Source organism: Rubrivivax sp. A210, from assembly GCF_904426505.1.
GTDB lineage: Bacteria > Pseudomonadota > Gammaproteobacteria > Burkholderiales > Burkholderiaceae_C > Rubrivivax.
On record NZ_CAJGBN010000001.1, the window covers coordinates 268,257 to 285,461 of the forward strand.

The window sequence follows — 17,205 nt, forward strand, 5'->3', positions numbered from 1 at the left end:
CTCCCGGAGCCGGCACGCCGCCGCGCGGATCAGGCGATCACCACTTGTCGCGCTTGACCTGCTTGAGCTTGCCTTCGAGCCGCTTGACGGCGTCGGTGCCATTGCTCTTCTTCTCGAGCACGTCGTGCGCGGCGTCCCAGAAGGCGCGGCTGACCTCGGGGTACTTCAGGCCGGTGACGGTGGCCGGGCGCGCCACGGCGCCGGTGAAGACGTCGAGCAGCTGACCCATGAAGGGGTTGGCCGCCAGCACTTCCTTGTCCTTGTAGAGGTCGGGAATGGTCGGGTTGTAGGAGCCGCCGATGGCGCGCTTCTTCTGGATGTCGGCGCCGGCCATGAACATCACCAGATCGGCCGCCGCATCGACGTTCTTGGAGTACTTGGACACCGCCAGCTGCCAGCCGCCCAGGGTGGCGGCCTTGCCGCCGCTGCCGGCCGGCAGCGGGGCCACGCCGACCTTGCCCTTGATGGGGCTGTCGGCGGCCTGGCTCAAGGCCCAGGCATAGGGCCAGTTGCGCATGAACAGCGCCTTGCCGTTCTGGAACACGCCGCGCGCATCTTCCTCGCCGTAGTTGAGCACGCCGCTGGGAGCGATGGTGCCGATCCAGGCCGCCGCCGTGTCCAGCGCCTTGGCGGCATTGGGGTTGTTGATGGTGATGTTGCCCGCCTTGTCGACGATGGTGCCGCCGCCGAAGCTGGCCACCCATTCCACCGCATCGCAAGTCAGGCCTTCATAGGCCTTGGCCTGGAAGACGAAGCCCTGGAAGTCGGCGTTGCCGGCGGCGCGCTCGGCGTCCATCACCTTCTTGGCGGCGGCCGAGAGCTGGTCCCAGGTCTCGGGCGCCTTCAGGCCGTGCTTGTCGAGCAGATCCTTGCGGTAGAACAGCAGGCCGGCATCGGTGAACCAGGGCATGCCCAGCAGCTTGCCGTCGACGGTGTTGTTGGCCACGATGGCCGGGAAGTGCTTGCCCTCGGCGCCCTTGCTGTACTTCTTGAGGTCGACCAGGTGGTCCTTGATGACGCCGGGCCAGACGACGTCGATCATGATGACGTCGATGTCGGCCGACTTGGCGGCGAACTGCTGGCGCAGCAGGGCCAGGTTGTCGGTGGTGCTGGCCGGCGGCGAGTACATCTTCACCGTGTGGCCGTTCTTCTTGCCCCACTCTTCGGCGAACTTGCCGCAGAACTCGACGTCGGCGGCATTGGAGCCGCAGGAGATCGTCAGGGTGGCGGCCTGGGCGCCGGCGAATCCGGCTGCCAGCAGCGCAGCGGCGGCAATTCGGGTGAGGTTCTTGGTCATCGGGGGTGTCTCCGGAAATGGGGGCTGACAAGGGGCGGCCTGCGGCTGGCGCGGCGCCTGGGAAGGCCGGATACGGCCGCTCTCTGCGCCCCGGGGCCAAAAATCAAAAGCGGTTTGGATCGTATCCAAACCGCTTTTGAAATCGATACGGTATTTACCCCTGTGGGCTTGCCGGAGCTTGCCCGGAGCCCGCGCGGCGGCCCTCAGGCGCGCGGCGGGCCGACCGAATTGCCGTCGCTGTAGACCGGCTGGAAGAGCTTCTGGGCCTGCTCGAGCGGGCGCCGCTCGATGAGGGCGCGGATCATCGCGCCCATGGTCTGGCCTGAGCGGTAGGCCGTGGGCTGCTTCACCGCCGCCACCACCAGGTCGGAAAACAAGGTGTCGGCCGGCAGGCCCTCATTGACGATGATGGAGATGTCGCGCCCGATCTCGAGCTTGGCGTCGAGCAGCGCGCGGATCAGGCCGACGCCACTGAGGTTGTTGTCCACCAGCACCGCGGTCGGGCGCGGCGACAGCGCCAGCAGTTGCCGCCCGGCGGCATGGCCGGCGCGGCGGTCGAGGCTGCCGCCCACCACCATGCCGGGGGGCACCGCCAGGCCGGCCTCGGCCATCGCCGCCAGGAAGCCGGCATGGCGCTGGTGGGCGAAGTTGTATTCCAGCGGCGCGTGCACATAGGCGATGCGACGGTGGCCCAGTTCGACCAGGCGGCGCACGCCCAGGGCCGAGCAGGTCTCGTTGTCGAAGTCGAGCCAGGGGAAGTCGGCCGGCTGGGCCGTGCGGCCATAGGCCACGAAGGGCATGCTGGACTTGCGCAGGTAGGCGATGCGCGGGTCGTCGCGCAGCGTGTGGGCGACGATCAGGCCGTCGACGCGGCGGCCTCGCACCATGCGCTCGTAGACGTGCAACTCGTTCTGGCGCGGCGCCGCCGCCAGCAGCAGGTCGCAGGAGAACTCTTCGAGGCTGTGCGCCAGGCCCTCGAGCATCTCGAGGAAGCTGGGGTTGCCAAGAAACTCATTGGCCGGCGAGTAGACGATGCCCACCGCGTCGGCGCGGCCCATGGCCACCTGGCGGGCGGCGCGGTTGGGCTGGTAGCCGAGTTCGCGGGCCAGCAGTTCGACCCGCTCGCGCGTGGTCGGGCTCACGTCGCGGTAGCCGCTGAGGGCCCGGCTGACCGTCGTGGGCGACAGACCCAGCCGGGCGGAGAGCTCTTTGAGGTTGATGCTCACGCTGGGTTTCGGCGCTCCGTGTCAGAACCCGGATGATATGTAAGTCGGGTTGACTTGAAGCTTGCGGCCGGCCCGCCCCGGGGCCCGCGGCGGCGAAAGGGCTGCGGGGCCTGGCGCTCAGCCCACCGCCAGCCAGAGCATCTGGTAGGGCGCCAGCCAGAGGCCGGCGCGCAGGTTCATGCGCGCGCCCGTGACCAGCTCGTCGGCCGTGGCCGGCTGGGCCTGCAGCACCTCGGCCTGCACCGCCTGGGCGTGCTCGCTGAAATTGGCCAGCACCAGCACGCTGCCCGCAGCGCACGGCCGCGTGTAGCCCAGCACGCTGCCGTTCCTGGTGTTGAAGCCGATCAGCCGCCCGCCGGCGAAGGCCGGCGTCGCGGCGCGGGTGGCGATCAGGCGCCGCAGGCCCTGGTAGATGCGGCCGACCGGGGTGGTGGGGTCGTCGCGCTGGGCGTCGCGGGCCGGGTCGCGCGGCGGCCGGTGGACCCAGCGGCTGTCGCCGGCCTTGCCCGGGTCCTGCAGATAGCCGGGGTCGTTGGGCATGCCGATCTCGTCGCCCAGGTAGATCAGCGGTATGCCGCCGGCCGAGAGCGCGATGCCGTGCAGCAGCAGCATGCGCGCCACCGCATGCGGGTCGCCCTGCTCCAGCCCGCACAGCGAGGCGCAGGTGCCGCTGATGCGGCAGTCGCCGGTGGCCGGGTTGTCCTGGAAGGGCACGCCGCGCGCAAAGCTGCCGGGGAAGCGGTTGACGTAGTAGCGGTTGAGGAACTGGCGGTGGTCGAAGCCCTTGATGCCGAACTGCGCCGCGTCTTCATCGGCAAAGGTCCAGCCGATGTCGTCGTGGCTGCGCACATAGTTGACCCAGGCGGTGCCGGCCGGCAGCGCATGGCGGTTCTCCAGCGCCTGCTGCAGCAGGTTGACCTCGCGCGTGGCCAGGCTGTTCCACAGCAGCGCCATCTGCAGCGGGTTGTAGGAAACCTGGCATTCGGTGGGCGCGATGTACTTCACCACGTCGTCGGGGTGGACGATGGCCTCGCTCTTGAACAGCAGCGACGGCGCGGCGATGCGCGCCAGCGCGTTGTAGGCACGCAGCAGGGTGTGGGCCTCGGGCAGGTTTTCGCAGCCGGTGCCCAGGCGCTTCCAGATAAAGGCCACGGCGTCCATGCGCAGGAATTCCACGCCCAGGTTGGCGATGAACAGCATCTCGCCGGCCATGGCCGAGAACACCGCCGGGTTGGCGTAGTTCAGATCCCACTGGTAGGAGTGGAAGGTGGTCCAGACCCAGCGTCCGTCGGCCAGCTGCGAGAAGGCGCCGGGGTGCTCGTCGGGAAAGATTTCGCGCAGCGTGTACTCGTAGCGGTCGGGCTCGACGCGGTCGGGAAAGATGAAGAAGAAGTCCTGGTACTTCGGGTCGCCGGCGGCGGCGGCCAGCGCCCATTCGTGCTCGTCGGCCGTGTGGTTGAAGACAAAGTCCAGCACCAGCGAGATGCCGGCCTCGCGCAGCCTGGCCGCAAGGCGGCGCAGATCGCCTATCTTGCCCAGGCGCGGGTTGACCTCGCGGTAGCTGCTCACCGCATAGCCGCCGTCGCTGTGGGGATCGGGGCACTTGAAGGGCGGCATCAGGTGCAGGTAGCTGAGGCCCAACTCCTTGAAGTAGGGAATGCGGGCCTCGACGCCGGCGAAGTCGCCCGCGAACAGATCGACATAGCAGACACCGCCCAACAGGGCTTGGGACTGGAACCACTCGGGGGCGCCCTCGCGCTGCGCGTCCAGCGCCTTGAGCGCGGCGTCGCGCGAGCGCCAGGAGGCGAAGGCCTGCTCCAGCAGGTTGACGACGAAACTCTCGAAATCGGCGCGGCGGCCGTAGAGCAGCGCCAGTTCGTCGCGCAGCCGGCCCAGGTGGGCGCGCACGCGGCCGTCGAAGGCGGGCCAGTCGGCGGCGCCGCCGCAGCGCTGGTGGAGGGCAGCCCAGAGGCGGGCCAGGCCGGCATCGGCGGGCTTCCAGGGCGTCTGAAGCGACGGGGCAGGTGTCTGAAGCATGGAACCCGACCTCTATCAAAGCGTTTTGGCGATTCTCCAAAACGCTTTGGCGACCCGGTACTAGGGATAGTTCGGAGTCGCCCCAGGGCCGCCGCCCGGCCCCGTCAACGGTTCAGGGTATGCGCCGCGCCCCGAGAGCCAGCACGGCCGCGGCCACCGCCACCAGCGACATGGCCGCCGTCAGCGACCAGACCTGGGCCACGCTGCCGATCAGCGGCGGGCCGATCAGAAAGCCGGCATAGCCTATCGACGACACCGAGGCGATGGCCGCCGGGCGGCTGACGCCCGGCACCTTGGTGGCGGCGTTGTAGAGGATGGGCACGACCAGGGCCAGGCCGGCGCCGACCAGCACGTAGCCGACAAGCGCCAGCAGCGGATGGCCCACCAGCAGCAGCGCGGCCATCGCCACCGCCGCCAGCGAGGCGCCCACCACCACCAGGCGGCGCTCGGCAAAGCGCTGGCGCAGCGCGTCGCCGCCGAAGCGGGCCAGGGCCATCGCGGCCGAGAAGGCGGCAAAGCCCATGCCGGCCTGGGCCTGGGCCATGCCCAACTCCTGCTTCAGGTAGAGCACGCACCAGTCGTACATCACACCCTCGGCCGTCATGCCGGCGAAGATCAGCAGGCCGATGACCAGCAGCAGGCCGTGCGGCCACGCGAAATGGGCCTGTTCGCCGTCCTCCTGCGGATGGGCCTCGAGCATCTGGCGCGCGGCCAGCGCCGCCAGCAGCGCCACGGCCACCGCCACGGCACCCAGTTGCAGCGCGGCGCCGACCTCGGCGCGCAGCAGCACGGCCGCCAGCGCCGCGCCGGCCATGCCGCCAAGGCTGAACATGCCGTGCAGGCCGCCCATCACGGCGCGCCCGCCCAGGCTTTCGAGCGCCGTGCCCTCGGTGTTGATGGCGACGTCGTAGAGGCTCATCGCGGCACCGAAGGCCACCATGGTGGGCAGCAACCAGGGCAGGCCCGGCCAGTGCAGGGTCAGCGCCAGCATCGCCGCCATCAGCGCCGCCGACAGCACCAGGGCCGGGCGCAGACCCAGGCGTCCGATCAGGCGGCCGGCGAACAGCAGCGACAGCACGGCGCCGCTGGCGGCGGCGAACAGCACCAGCGACAGCGCCGCCTCGCCCAGGCCGTAGCGCGCCTTCACCGAGGGAATGTGTACGCCCCAGGCGCCGCCCATCATGCCCAGCACCAGAAAGTGCAGGCGGCTGGCCCAGAGCGCGCGCCGAAAGCGCGCTATGCCGGGGTGCAGCGGGTCGGCCGCCACCACCGGGCCGGCCGCGGGCAGATCGAGCGGGCTCACCGCGCTCATCGCGGCTTCCTCGGGCCGGCGCTCAGCCGGAAAAGAAAAATGCCATAAATCCTGGAGCGCAAAGCAGACCTTGATCGTGAACCGACGGTGCGCCAGCATAGGATGAACAGACAAGGTCGGCCAGCGACAGCACTAGCAGAAAGCCGCAGACGATGAAACAAATCCTGGACGGAACCTGCGCAATCCCGGTGGCCACCGCCAGCTCACCGCATGCCGACGCCGCTCGCGACGCACGGATGCGCGTCGCATTGCAGGCCTTTGCCGCCGCGGCCGCCGCCGGCAGCCTGCGACTCCACCTTCCGCAGCGGCTGACCGAACCCACGGCGCGCGGAGAGGGTCATTTCCACCTCGCGCCCGAGCTCTTTCTGCAAACCTCGGGCTGGACCGATTTCCGCTTCCCCACCGGCGGCTGCCGGCTGCGCACGGGCGAGGCCCTGGTGCTGCCGTCGCAGTTGCGCCACGCCGAACGTGTCGGCGCCGACCGGGGCGATGCGCCGTTCGAGAACCTGGTGGTCTTTGCCGAGGCCCCCCTGCTCACCTGCCACCAGGCGCATGAGCAGGCGGCCGGCGAGCCTGGCGTCGCCTACCTGCAAGCGCGCCGCCATGCCCAGGCCGCACGCATCCATGAATGGCTCTGCGACGCCTCGCGTCAGGGCGCGGTCGACGATGACTGGGCGCAGCCGCAGGCACGCGCGCTCGTTGCAGCCGCGCTGGCCGGCGTGTTGCGCGCGCTGGACCAGGACGAGGGCCGCGAGGCCGGCGAGCCGGCCCTCGTGGCCCGCCTGCGCGTGCTGATCCAGAACCAACTCGGCGACGCCGCGCTGAGCGTGCAGCGCCTGGCCCAGCAGTCGGGCGTCAGTGCCGATCACCTGGCGCAGCTGTTCAGGCGCAACGCCGGCGAGCCGCTCGTGGCCCACATCAACCGCCTGCGCATGGAACGCGCGGCGCGGCTGCTGCGCGAGACCGGGCTGAGCGGCAAGGAGGTCGCCTGGGCCTGTGGCTTCGGCGGCCACAGCTACTTCATCCGCGTCTTCCGCCGCCACCACGGCTTGGCGCCGCACGAATGGCGTGAACGCGCATCGCGGCCGGTACCGTTCTGATACATCGCCCCACCCACCCAGCCATGGGATTGCCGACAGCCGCCGACGATTGGAGGATGACGCCGTGGACGATCATCAACACCCCAGTGCCCGGCCCGACCCGGCCCAGATGCAAGCCCTGCAGGATCTCGTCGCCCTGCGCGACGAACTGCTGGAGCTGAACACCCGCCTCGAATACCTGCGCCTGGTGCTCAGGCTGCAGCAGCCGCGCCCCCAATAGTTAGAGGCAGCGGCGGCTCAGCGCCGCCAGGGGTCGCCGGGATGGCGGTCGTGGCGGTTGGGCACGCCGTCACCGTCGCGGTCCCAGCGCCAGCCGTCCTGGCGATCGACGAAGCGCTCACGGCGGTCGGGAATGCCGTCGCCGTCGCGGTCCCAGCGCGGCGGGCGCACATAGACCGGCGGCGCCTGCACATAGACCGGGGCCGGCCGCATGTAGACCGGCGCGGGACGCACATAAACCGGGGCCGGCTCGACGTACACCGGCGCCGGCTGCACGTAGACAGGCGCGGGTTGCACATGGACCGGCGCCGACTGGCCGTGAATCAGCAGCAGCGGCGCCCCTATGGTCAGCGACCACTGCACATCGGGCCGTGCCTGCGCCGCGCCCGTGGCGGCGGCCAGGACCAGCGCCACGCTGGCCATCGTCTTGAGGTTCATACCGGCTCCTGTCGTGTTGCGGGGCCCCGCGGGGTTCGCGAGGCCACCTGTACACAACGGGGCGCGGGCCGGGCCGGCCGACCGAGCGCGCCGCCGCGCTTGTAAAACTGCGTGAACCGCCGTCACCAATTTTCTAGGGGGGTAAGGCCGGGTTTTCCCGCCTGGTGCGGTATCTGCCCCCGCAAGTGCCTCTCTGTCGCCTCGGGGCGCGCGAGTCCAGCGCCGTTCGCGGGGAATCCGAATGAAGCTGACCATTGTGGGAACCGGCAGTGTCGGTCTGGTAACCGGGGCCTGCCTGGCCGAACTGGGCAACGAAGTGTTGTGCGTCGACCCCGACGCCACGCGCGTTGCCCGCCTGCAGCGCGGCGACCTGCCGGTGCGCGAGGCCGGTCTGGCCGAGATCGTGGCGCGCAACCGCGCCGCCGGCCGCCTGCATTTCACCACCGACCCGCACGAAGGCGTGGCCTTCGCCGCCATCCAGATTCTCGCCATCGTCGTGCCGCCCGAGTCCGACGGCACGGTCGACATGGGGCCGCTGCTGCGCGCCGCGCAGAGCATCGGACGCCACATGAGCGACTACAAGCTGGTCATCAACCGCGGCACCGTGCCGGTGGGCACCGCCGAAGCCGTTCATGCCGCCATTGCCGACGGCCTGGCCGAGCACGGGCGCGACCTGCCTTACAGCGTGGTCTCCAATCCCGAGTTCGGCGTCGAGGGTGCGGCTGTCGATGCCTGCCTCAACCCTGACCGCATCGTCGTCGGCCTCGATGAGGGCGACGCCCGTGCCCGCCACCTGATGCAGGCGCTCTGGGCGCCGCTGCAGCGTGCGCGCGACCGCATGGTGTGGATGAATGTGCGCTCGGCCGAACTCAGCCGATATGCCACCAGCGCCATGATGGCGATGCGCCTGACCTTCATGAATGAGCTGGCGCGGCTGGCCGGCAAGCTGGGCGCCGACATCGACCAGGTGCGGCAGGGTGTCGGGGCCGACCGCCGCGTCGGCCCTGACGGCCTGCAGGCCGGCTGCGGCTATGGCGGCACGGGCCTGTCGCGTGATGTCGAGGCCCTGCTCTACACCGCCCAGGCCCTGGACGAGCCGATGATGCTGCTCAATGCCGTCGAGTGTGCCAACGAGCGCCAGAAGCGCCTGCTGGTCGAGCACATCGTCGGCCGCTTCGGCGACAACCTGCAGGGCCGCCGCTTCGCGCTGTGGGGCCTGGCCCACCAGCCCGACAGCTGCGACATGCACGAGGCGCCGAGCAAGGTGGTCATCAACGAACTGCTGCGCCGCGGCGCCCAGGTCCTGGCCTACGACCCGATGGCCATGTCGGAGGCGCGCCGCCTGTATTTCGGCGTGCCGGGCCTGGGCTTTGCCATCAGCCCGCTCGAGGCCGCCGCCGGGGCCGATGCGCTGGTGGTGATGACCGACTGGCCGGTCTTTGCCTCGCCCGATTTCGACCAGTTGGCCACCGTGCTGCGCCAGCCGGTGATCTTCGACGGCCGCAACATGTATGCGCCAGAGACCATGCGCGATCTCGGCTTCGACTATGTCTCGATAGGGCGCGCCGCGGCCTCGACCGGGGTCGAACCGGATTCCGTCCACGTCGATCTTCCGCTCGCCGCCTGAGCGTGGCCGCGGGCCGGCCGCAGCGCTACCTCTGTCTCTGCCTGAACCCGCTCGGCGGCCAGGCGCTGGCCTGCGTCATGCGGGTGGTCGAGGAACTGCTGCCCCATGCCGATGTGGACCTGGTCCACGGAGGTGGTGACGCCAGCGATCCGCCTTCGCGCCCCAGGTTGCGCAGCCTGCACCTGGCAGACCCGTGGCCCGCGATGGACGGCCAGGCCGTCGCGCGCTTCCTTCGCCCGCCCTATGGCGCGGTGCTGGTCGAGGGCCACCCCTTCGGCGACGGGCGTTTGGCGCGTGCGATCCAGGCCTTGCTGCAGGCGGCAAACGCGGGCGGCGTCGCGCCCCACCTCTTCAGCACGGTGGACGACACGGTGGCGCCGTTGCCGCTGGTGCGGCAGCGCCAGGTGGTCGAGGCCGTACACCGCCAGATCCACACCGTGCTGGTGCGCGGCGATCCCGAGGTCGTGGGCCTGAGCGAGTCGTTCGCGCTGGCAACGGCCATGGGCGAGCGGCTCTGCTACACCGGCTACACGGTGGCACCGCCGCCGACCGCGCGGCCCCTGAGGCGGCGCCAGGTGCTGGTCAGCCTGGACGGCAGCCAGCACGGCCGCGTGCTGCTGCAGGCGGCCACGGCAGCGGCGGCCCTGATGCCCGGGCACGACTTCCTGCTCGCCGGCAGCGCAGCGGCCAGGGGCGAGGAGATGACGGCGCTGCGCGAGAGCGCCCACAGCCCCAATGTGCGCGTCTTGTCCCACCCCGCGCAGCGGCTGCATCTGCTGGCCGAATGCGAGCTGTCGATCCATGCCGGCGGCGGCGACATCCTGGTCGAGCAGCACGCCGTGCGCACGCCGGGCCTGGCCTGGCCCGACCCCGGCCAGGCGCGCGAGGCGCTGCGCATCGCCGGCTTTGCGCGCAAGGGGCTGGTCGGCGAACTCGCACCCGCCGACCTGGCGCCGGTGCGGCTGAAGGCGCGCATCGAGGCCGCCCTGCGTGCGCCCTACCCTAGTGCCCGCATCGCCATGCACGGCGCCCGCGAGGCCGCCGAGCGCATGCGCGCCGTCGTCGACGGCCATCTCGCCTAGGGCGCAGGCTCGCTGAGGGCCGCTGTCGCGCCGGCGCCGCAGGGCACGGTTTGCCTGCGGCGAACATGATCGACCGCAAAAAGTCCTGTTCAGGGGCGGGAATAAGATCGCCGCTTCCTTATCTGGGCCGTCCAACTTCCGGACGCCAGGCACAAGAACAGGAGCGAAAGCCCATGAGAACCCTGATGCGCGGCAGACTGCTGTTTTTCGGCTCCTTCACGGCCATGGCACTGACGCTGCTGGGCGTGGCCGTGTTCGGCGCAGTCGGCATTGCCGGCTGGGAGTACACCAACAGCAATGCCTTCTGCGCCACGATGTGCCACAACGTACACCCGGAGGAGATCGCTTCCCATCAGGTCAACGTGCATGCCCGCGTCAACTGCGTCGAGTGCCACATGGGCCGCAATTCCACGCTGCACCTGATGGCGCTCAAGCCCACCCACGCCAAGGAGCTGTGGGGCATGATCGCCGGTTACGAGCGCCCCATCACCTCGGGCACGCTGCGCCCCTCGCGCGAGGCCTGCGAGGGCTGCCATCTGCCCACGGCCGAGCACCGCGACGGCGTCGACGTCAAGGTCCACTACGCCAGCGACGACAAGAGCACCGAGTCGCGCACCAAGATCGTCCTGCACACCGGCATGGAGGCCATCCGCGAGGGCTACAGCAAGGGCATCCACTGGCACGTCAAGAACGAGGTGCGCTTCGTCTCGCCCGACCCGCAGCGGCGCGAGATCCCCTGGGTCGAGGTTGTCAAGGCCGACGGCAGCAAGGTCACCTACACCGACGCCGAGACCAAGCTCAAGCCCGATGAGCTGGCGGCGCTGAAGCCGCGCGCCATGGCCTGCTACGACTGCCACAACTCCATCGGCCACCCCTTCCCCAACCCCGAGAAGACCGTGGACGAGGCCATCCGCACCGGCCGCATCGACCGCTCGCTGCCCAACGTCAAGGCACGCGCCGTGGCCCTGGTGGGCAAGCTGGGCGACATCACCGGCGAGACCGAGGCCCGCCAGGCCCAGGTCGACAAACTGGTGGCCGAGGCCGCGGCCAAGGCCGCCACGCCCGTCGACAAGAAGGCGGCTGAGGACAAGTTCAACAAGAGCATGGGCGAAATCCTGATGGCGGCCTCGTTCCGCGAGAAGGGCTTCAGCTGGAAATCCTTCCCCAACCACACCGGCCACGCCGACACCCCGGGCTGCTTCCGCTGCCACGATGGCAAGCATTTCAACGACAAGGGCGAGGCGATCCGGCTGCAATGCACGCTGTGCCACGCCATGCCCGAGGTGATGCGCGAAGACGGCAAAGGCACGGTGGCTTCGCTGGTGCCGGCCAAGGCCGGCGAGAAGCAGCCCGAGAGCCACCAACGCCCCAACTTCATGCACACCCACGCCGACGACGTTGGCCCGACCTGCGAGGAATGCCATGGCACGCCGCTCAAGCGCGGCAAGCAGGGCGGCAACTTCTGCGCCAACCCGGCCTGCCACGGCCGCACCTGGCCGGGCCTGAACATGGTCGAGCCGCCCAAGAAGGCGGCCACTGCGGTTGAGTTGCCGAAGAAGAGCTGAGGTCTAGCGCCCACCCCCCAAGCAAACGCCGGCACTGCCGGCGTTTGCCCTTGCAGCGCCGATCAGGTGCCGATGAGGATGGCGCGGAAGTCGTTGACGTTGGTCAGCGTCGGCCCGGTCACCACGGCATCGCCCAAGGCGCCGAAGAAGCCGTGGCCGTCGTTGTTGGCCAGGCTGTCGCGCGGGCGCAGGCCCTGGGCCCAGGCGCGCGCCAGGCTGTCGGGCGCGGCGATGGCGCCGGCGATCTCTTCCTGGCCGTCGACGCCGTCGGTGTCGCCGGCCAGTGCGTGGATGCGGCCGTGGCCTTCGAGCGCGACTGCCAGCGACAGCAGGAACTCGACATTGCGCCCGCCGCGCCCCTTGCCGCGCAGCGTCACCGTGGTCTCGCCGCCCGACAGCAGCACGCAGGGCGCGGCCACGGGCTGGCCGCGCTCGGCCACCTGCAGCGCGATACCGGCCATGACGCGGCCGACCTCGCGCGCCTCGCCCTCGATGGCATCACCCAGGATGTGGGCCGCCACCCCGGCCTCGCGCGCCACGGCGGCGGCGGCTTCCAGCGCCATCTGCGGCGTCGCGATCATGCGCGTCTCGCAGCGCGCCAGACGCGGGTCGCCCGGCTTGGGCGATTCGCCGCGCCCGCTTTCCAGCACCTCGCGCACCGCCGCTGGCAGCTCTATGCCGTAGCGGCGCACGATGTCCAGCGCGTCGGCGCAGCTCGTCGGGTCGGCCACGGTGGGGCCCGAGGCGATGTCGATGGGGCGGTCGCCCGGCACGTCGGACAGCAGAAGGGTCAGCACGCGCGCCGGGTGGCAGGCCGCCGCCAGGCGCCCGCCCTTGATGGCCGAGAGATGCCGGCGCACGACGTTCATCTCGCCGATGCTGGCACCGCTGGCCAGCAGGGCGCGGTTGACGGCCTGCTTGTCGGCCAGCGTCAGGCCCGGCAACGGCAGCGGCAGCAGCGAAGAGCCGCCGCCGGAGATCAGGCACAGCACGAGGTCGTCTTCGCCCAGGCCCGAAACCACCTGCATCAGCCGCTCGGCCGCCGCCAGGCCGGCAGCATCGGGCACCGGGTGGGCGGCTTCGACGATCTCGATGCGGCTGCAGGGCACGCTGTAGCCGTAGCGGGTGACGACGAGGCCCGTGAGCGGGCCGGCCCAATGGTCCTCGACCGCACGCGCCATCGCCGCCGAGGCCTTGCCGGCACCAATCACGACGAGCCGCCCGCGCGGCGGCTGCTCCGGCAGGTGGCGGGGTACGCACAGTGCCGGTTGCGCCGACGCGATGGCGGCATCGAACATGCGGCGCAGCAGGGCGCGCGGGTCTGAGGGTGGGTTCAAGGCAAGCTCCCGTCGCGGGCCAGGCGGGCGCCTGACCGATGCGGAAGTTTGCCAGCGTCTGGCGCGCACACACCATGGCAGAGCGATCCCTGGCCTTGCCGCCATGGGCGGCGCGCCGGGCCCCAAGCCTGGGGCAGCGGTGGGCGCGTTGGCTCAGCCGGGTTGCAGCAGGTCGAGCAAGGTGCGCGCGACAACCCGGGTGGCGCGGCGCAGGTCTTCCAGCACCAGGTGCTCGTCGGCGCGCTTGGCATTGCTTTCGAACACCGTGCGCGGCCCGGCGCCGTAGAGCACGGCCGGGATGCCGCGGGCGCTGTAGAGGCGGGCGTCCGTATAAAGCGGCGTGCCCATCACCGGGATTTCGACGCCGAACAGCGCCTGCGCATGCGCCTGCAGCGACTTCACCGCGGCGGCATTGCCCGCCAGCGGCTCCAGCGCATGGGCCAGCAGGATGCGCCTGACCTCGACCGTGATGCCCGGCCGCTGCGCCGCCGCTTCGGCGATGACGCGGCGGAGTTCGGCCTCCACCGCCACCGGGTCTTCCTCGGGGATCATGCGGCGGTCAAGCTTGAGCACCACCTTGCCCGGCACCACATTGGTATTGGTGCCGCCCTCGATGCGGCCGATGTTCAGGTAGGGATGGGTGATGCCCGCCACTTTTGAGGTCACCTGCTTGTAGAGCGTGTTCTGCGCGTAGAGGGCCTGCAGGATGGGCATGGCACCCTGCAGCGCATCGATGCCGGTGTCGGGGATGGCGGCATGGGCCATGCGGCCCTGCACCGTCACCTCCAACTGCAGGCAGCCGTTGTGCGCGGTGACAACCTGGTAGCTGAAGCCGGCGGCGATCAGCAGGTCGGGCTTCGTCAGGCCCTGGCGCAGCAACCAGCCCGGGCCCAGTTCGCCGCCGAATTCCTCGTCGTAGGTGAAGTGCAGCTCGATGCCGCCCTTGAGCGGCAGGCCCAGCGATTCGAGCGCGCGCATTGCAAAGGTGTAGGTGCTGAAATCCGACTTGCTGACCGCGGCGGCGCGGCCGTAGAGGCGGCCGTCGACGATTTCGCCGCCATAGGGCTCGTGGCTCCAGCCCTCGCCCGGTGGCACCACGTCGCCGTGGGCGTTGAGCGCGATGGTCGGCCCCTCGCCATAGCGCCGGCGCACGATGAGGTTGGTGATGGATTCCAGCCCGCCGGCCCGCACCTCGTCCGCCGGCACGGCATGCTTTTCCGCGACGAGGCCCATGCCGGCTAGCAACTCGGCCGTGCGCTCGGCGTGGGGCGCGTTGTTGCCGGGCGGCGTGTCGGTGGGCACGCGCACCAGGGCCTGCAGAAAGGCGGTCTGCTCGGCGAAATGGGCGTCTATCCAGGCATCGAGTTGTTGATAGGGCTTCATGGCGGGTCTTGAGCGGCTTGTAGTAGAAGATGGCGGAAGGCGTCCAGCCCGGGCGGCATGGCGCAGCGGGTGGTCGACTCTAAGGGCTTGCGGCCACAGCCTGCCATGCCAACGCCAGGGGAGGCCCTGCCGGGCAGGGGGCAAGCTGGCGAGGTGCGCATCGCGTAGCATGCCCCGCCAAGCCATACATCCAGCCTCAACCCCTCGATGCCCGCCACCACCCCCATCGAGCTGATCGGCGCCCTGCTCTTCGCGGTCGCGCTCGTACACACCTTCTCGACGAGCATCTTCGAACGCCTGGCCCATGCCCAGCCGAAGCACGCCGGGCTCTGGCACCTGCTGGGCGAGGTCGAGGTCGTGTTCGGCTTCTGGGCCCTGGTGCTGGTGGTCTGCATGTTCGGGCTCGAAGGCAAGCCGGCGGCCACGCGCTATCTGGACACGCGCAACTTCACCGAGCCGATGTTCGTGTTCGCGATCATGGTCATCGCCGGCACCCGGCCCATCCTGCAGCTGGCCGCGGCCACGGTGGCGCGCGCCGTGCGCCTGCTGCCGCTGCCGGCGGGCATGGCCAATGTCTTCGTGCTGCTGTCGCTGGTGCCGTTGATGGGCTCCTTCATCACCGAGCCGGCGGCGATGACGCTGGCGGCGCTGATGCTGCGCGACACCCTGCTGGCCCAGCCGGTGCCCACGCGACTGAAGTACGCCGTGCTGGGCGTGCTCTTCGTCAACATCTCCATCGGCGGCACGCTCACGCCCTTTGCCGCGCCGCCGGTGCTGATGGTGGCCGGCCCCTGGGGCTGGGACATGGCCTTCATGCTGAAGCACTTCGGCTGGAAGGCGGCTATCGCGGTGATGTTCAATGCCGCGGCCTTGCTGGTGCTGTTCCGCGCCGAACTGACCCAGGCCCCGGCCGTGCCGCCGCCGGCCGAGGCCGCCGTGCCGGGCTCGGTGATCCTGGTGCATCTGGTCTTCCTGGCCCTGGTGGTGGTGTTCGCCCACCACCCGCCGGTCTTCCTCGGACTCTTCCTCTTCTTCCTCGGCTTCGCCAGCGCCTACCAGCAGTTCCAGAACCCGCTCATCCTGCGCGAGGCGCTGCTGGTGGCCTTCTTCCTCTCGGGCCTGGTGGTGCTGGGCGGCATGCAGCAATGGTGGCTGCAGCCGGTGCTGCTGGGCATGGACGCCACCACCGTGTTCTTCGGCGCCACCGCGTTGACGGCCATCACCGACAACGCGGCCCTCACCTACCTGGGTTCGCTGGTGGAGGGCCTCACCGAACCCTTCAAGATCGCGCTGGTGGCCGGCGCCGTGGCCGGCGGTGGCCTGACGGTGATCGCCAACGCGCCCAACCCGGCCGGCGTGGCCATCCTGCGCGGCAAGTTCGACGACGACACCATTCACCCGCTGGGCCTGCTGGCCGGGGCGCTGCCGCCCACCGCGGTGGCGCTGCTGGCGTTCTGGTTCCTCTAGCTCAGGTGCTGAGCTTGCGGCCCAGGTGTTCCTCGACCCGCGCCGTCTTGCCCTTCAGCCGCCCGGCCGGGCCGGCGCGGTAATCGACCTTGAGGTGCACGCCGATGCGGGTGCAGTCGACGGCCAGGGCCTCGAAGCAGCGGTTGACCACGCCCATCACCTCGGGCCATTCGCCTTCGAGAATGGTGCCCATGGGCGTGAGCTGGTAGGGCACGCCGCTCTTGTCGATGATGTCGAGGATGCGCGCCACATAGGCGCTGACGCTTTCGCCCTGGCCGAAGGGGGCCATCGAGAATTCCAGCAAAACCATGGTCTGTCTCTCCTTGTCAGGAATGCATTGTTGAAGTGCGGGGTGGCAGCATGCGCGCGAATTGCTCGGCGAGCATGGCCAAAAGTCGGATGTCCAGATCGGCTGGCGGCGCCGCTTGGCCATGGGCCTCGCACCAGGCCCGGGCCACCGTGGTGACGGCGTCGCCCCGGTAGCGCCGGGGGCTGCCGGCGTCGATTTCGAATTCATTGGCGCGTTCGCTCAAGGCGGCGGCATCGCCGCCGGCCAGGATGAGGGCGTGGGCCAGCACCACCGGCACGCCCTCGACACGCTTCCAGGCCTGGGCCGTGCCGACCAGCTTGCGCCCGCCCACGGCCAGGTTGTAGCGACCGTCGCAGAACGAGCCCTGCACCGCCTGGGTGTCGGAAGCAATGCCCAGCCGCGCCAGCGCCGCCGCCAGGCCCTGGCACAGCGCCGCGTAGACGGCGTCCGTGCCCTGCGGCGTGCTGCTGCCGGCACGCCAAGCCAGGCTGAGGTTGATCACCCCGGGCCCCTGGGGCACGATGCCGCCGCCCGAGCCGCGCACCTGCACCGGCCAGCCCCTTGCGGCGCCGGCCTGGCAGGCGTGTACCCAGCCGGGCAGCGCCGTGTAGCTGCGCGGCACGACCAGGCCCTGCCGCCCCCGCCACAGCTGGGCGCTGGCGCGCCCGCTGCGCGCCACACCCGCGATCCAATCGGCCTCGCAAGCCATGCCGTCGGCCAATGGCGACTGGTGCATGGTGACGAAGCCGAAGATGGGCAAGGCAGCCGCCGCATCGGCGCTGACGGGTGCAGGCAACACGGCCTT

15 protein-coding genes are annotated in these 17,205 nt (G+C 70.4%); 6 read left to right on the plus strand and 9 right to left on the minus strand.

Features of this window, described 5'->3' with window-relative positions; translation table 11 throughout:
• Nucleotides 1–37: 37 nt before the first annotated feature.
• From JMV16_RS01170 to JMV16_RS01185, 4 genes are all read right to left on the minus strand, one after another.
• A complete protein-coding gene (locus tag JMV16_RS01170; protein ID WP_201492320.1) occupies nt 38–1,297 on the minus strand; it encodes an ABC transporter substrate-binding protein in 1,260 nt (419 codons plus the stop codon).
• Between the two features lie 203 nt (nt 1,298–1,500).
• Nucleotides 1,501–2,523: a substrate-binding domain-containing protein gene (locus JMV16_RS01175; protein ID WP_236580297.1), complete on the minus strand. Its 1,023-nt coding sequence runs from the start codon at nt 2,521–2,523 to the stop codon at nt 1,501–1,503.
• 117 nt (nt 2,524–2,640) lie between these two features.
• The gene (locus JMV16_RS01180; protein WP_201492321.1) at nt 2,641–4,560 is read right to left on the minus strand and encodes an amylosucrase; all 1,920 of its coding nucleotides are present in this window, start codon (nt 4,558–4,560) and stop codon (nt 2,641–2,643) included.
• A gap of 112 nt (nt 4,561–4,672) precedes the next feature.
• Nucleotides 4,673–5,872 (minus strand): MFS transporter, encoded by a 1,200-nt coding sequence (locus JMV16_RS01185; protein ID WP_201492322.1) that lies wholly within the window; start codon nt 5,870–5,872, stop codon nt 4,673–4,675.
• A gap of 152 nt (nt 5,873–6,024) precedes the next feature.
• On the opposite strand from JMV16_RS01185, the gene JMV16_RS01190 reads away from it, so the two are divergent.
• The gene (locus JMV16_RS01190; protein WP_201492323.1) at nt 6,025–6,972 is read left to right on the plus strand and encodes a helix-turn-helix transcriptional regulator; all 948 of its coding nucleotides are present in this window, start codon (nt 6,025–6,027) and stop codon (nt 6,970–6,972) included.
• 64 nt (nt 6,973–7,036) lie between these two features.
• Nucleotides 7,037–7,192: a hypothetical protein gene (locus JMV16_RS01195; protein WP_201492324.1), complete on the plus strand. Its 156-nt coding sequence runs from the start codon at nt 7,037–7,039 to the stop codon at nt 7,190–7,192.
• Between the two features lie 17 nt (nt 7,193–7,209).
• Here JMV16_RS01195 and JMV16_RS01200 read toward each other — a convergent pair whose 3' ends face one another.
• Nucleotides 7,210–7,629, minus strand: a complete 420-nt coding sequence (locus JMV16_RS01200) for a hypothetical protein (RefSeq protein ID WP_201492325.1) — start codon at nt 7,627–7,629, stop codon at nt 7,210–7,212.
• A gap of 241 nt (nt 7,630–7,870) precedes the next feature.
• Between JMV16_RS01200 and JMV16_RS01205 the strand changes: the two genes are divergently transcribed.
• The 3 genes from JMV16_RS01205 to JMV16_RS01215 all read left to right on the plus strand — a co-directional run bounded on the left by JMV16_RS01205 (nt 7,871) and on the right by JMV16_RS01215 (nt 11,903).
• The gene (locus tag JMV16_RS01205; protein ID WP_201492326.1) at nt 7,871–9,256 is read left to right on the plus strand and encodes a UDP-glucose dehydrogenase family protein; all 1,386 of its coding nucleotides are present in this window, start codon (nt 7,871–7,873) and stop codon (nt 9,254–9,256) included.
• A gap of 2 nt (nt 9,257–9,258) precedes the next feature.
• The gene (locus JMV16_RS01210; RefSeq protein WP_201492327.1) at nt 9,259–10,338 is read left to right on the plus strand and encodes a glycosyl transferase; all 1,080 of its coding nucleotides are present in this window, start codon (nt 9,259–9,261) and stop codon (nt 10,336–10,338) included.
• 173 nt (nt 10,339–10,511) lie between these two features.
• Nucleotides 10,512–11,903 (plus strand): NapC/NirT family cytochrome c, encoded by a 1,392-nt coding sequence (locus tag JMV16_RS01215; RefSeq protein ID WP_201492328.1) that lies wholly within the window; start codon nt 10,512–10,514, stop codon nt 11,901–11,903.
• Between the two features lie 62 nt (nt 11,904–11,965).
• Here the strand turns inward: JMV16_RS01215 and JMV16_RS01220 are convergent, their stop codons facing one another.
• On the minus strand, nt 11,966–13,201 hold the full coding sequence (locus tag JMV16_RS01220; RefSeq protein ID WP_201492802.1) for a glycerate kinase: 1,236 nt from the start codon (nt 13,199–13,201) through the stop codon (nt 11,966–11,968).
• A 192-nt stretch (nt 13,202–13,393) separates the two neighbouring features.
• Entirely contained in the window at nt 13,394–14,623 is a 1,230-nt protein-coding gene (locus tag JMV16_RS01225; protein WP_201492329.1) for a M20/M25/M40 family metallo-hydrolase, read from the minus strand.
• Between the two features lie 207 nt (nt 14,624–14,830).
• Between JMV16_RS01225 and JMV16_RS01230 the strand changes: the two genes are divergently transcribed.
• A complete protein-coding gene (locus tag JMV16_RS01230; RefSeq protein ID WP_201492330.1) occupies nt 14,831–16,090 on the plus strand; it encodes a putative Na+/H+ antiporter in 1,260 nt (419 codons plus the stop codon).
• A gap of 1 nt (nt 16,091) precedes the next feature.
• Here the strand turns inward: JMV16_RS01230 and JMV16_RS01235 are convergent, their stop codons facing one another.
• Both JMV16_RS01235 and JMV16_RS01240 read right to left on the minus strand, forming a co-directional pair.
• Nucleotides 16,092–16,400 carry an MTH1187 family thiamine-binding protein gene (locus tag JMV16_RS01235; RefSeq protein WP_201492331.1) on the minus strand — a complete coding sequence of 103 codons (309 nt, stop codon included), beginning with the start codon at nt 16,398–16,400 and terminating at the stop codon, nt 16,092–16,094.
• 16 nt (nt 16,401–16,416) lie between these two features.
• The gene (locus JMV16_RS01240; protein WP_236580298.1) at nt 16,417–17,199 is read right to left on the minus strand and encodes a lipoyl protein ligase domain-containing protein; all 783 of its coding nucleotides are present in this window, start codon (nt 17,197–17,199) and stop codon (nt 16,417–16,419) included.
• Between the last annotated feature and the right edge of the window lie 6 nt (nt 17,200–17,205).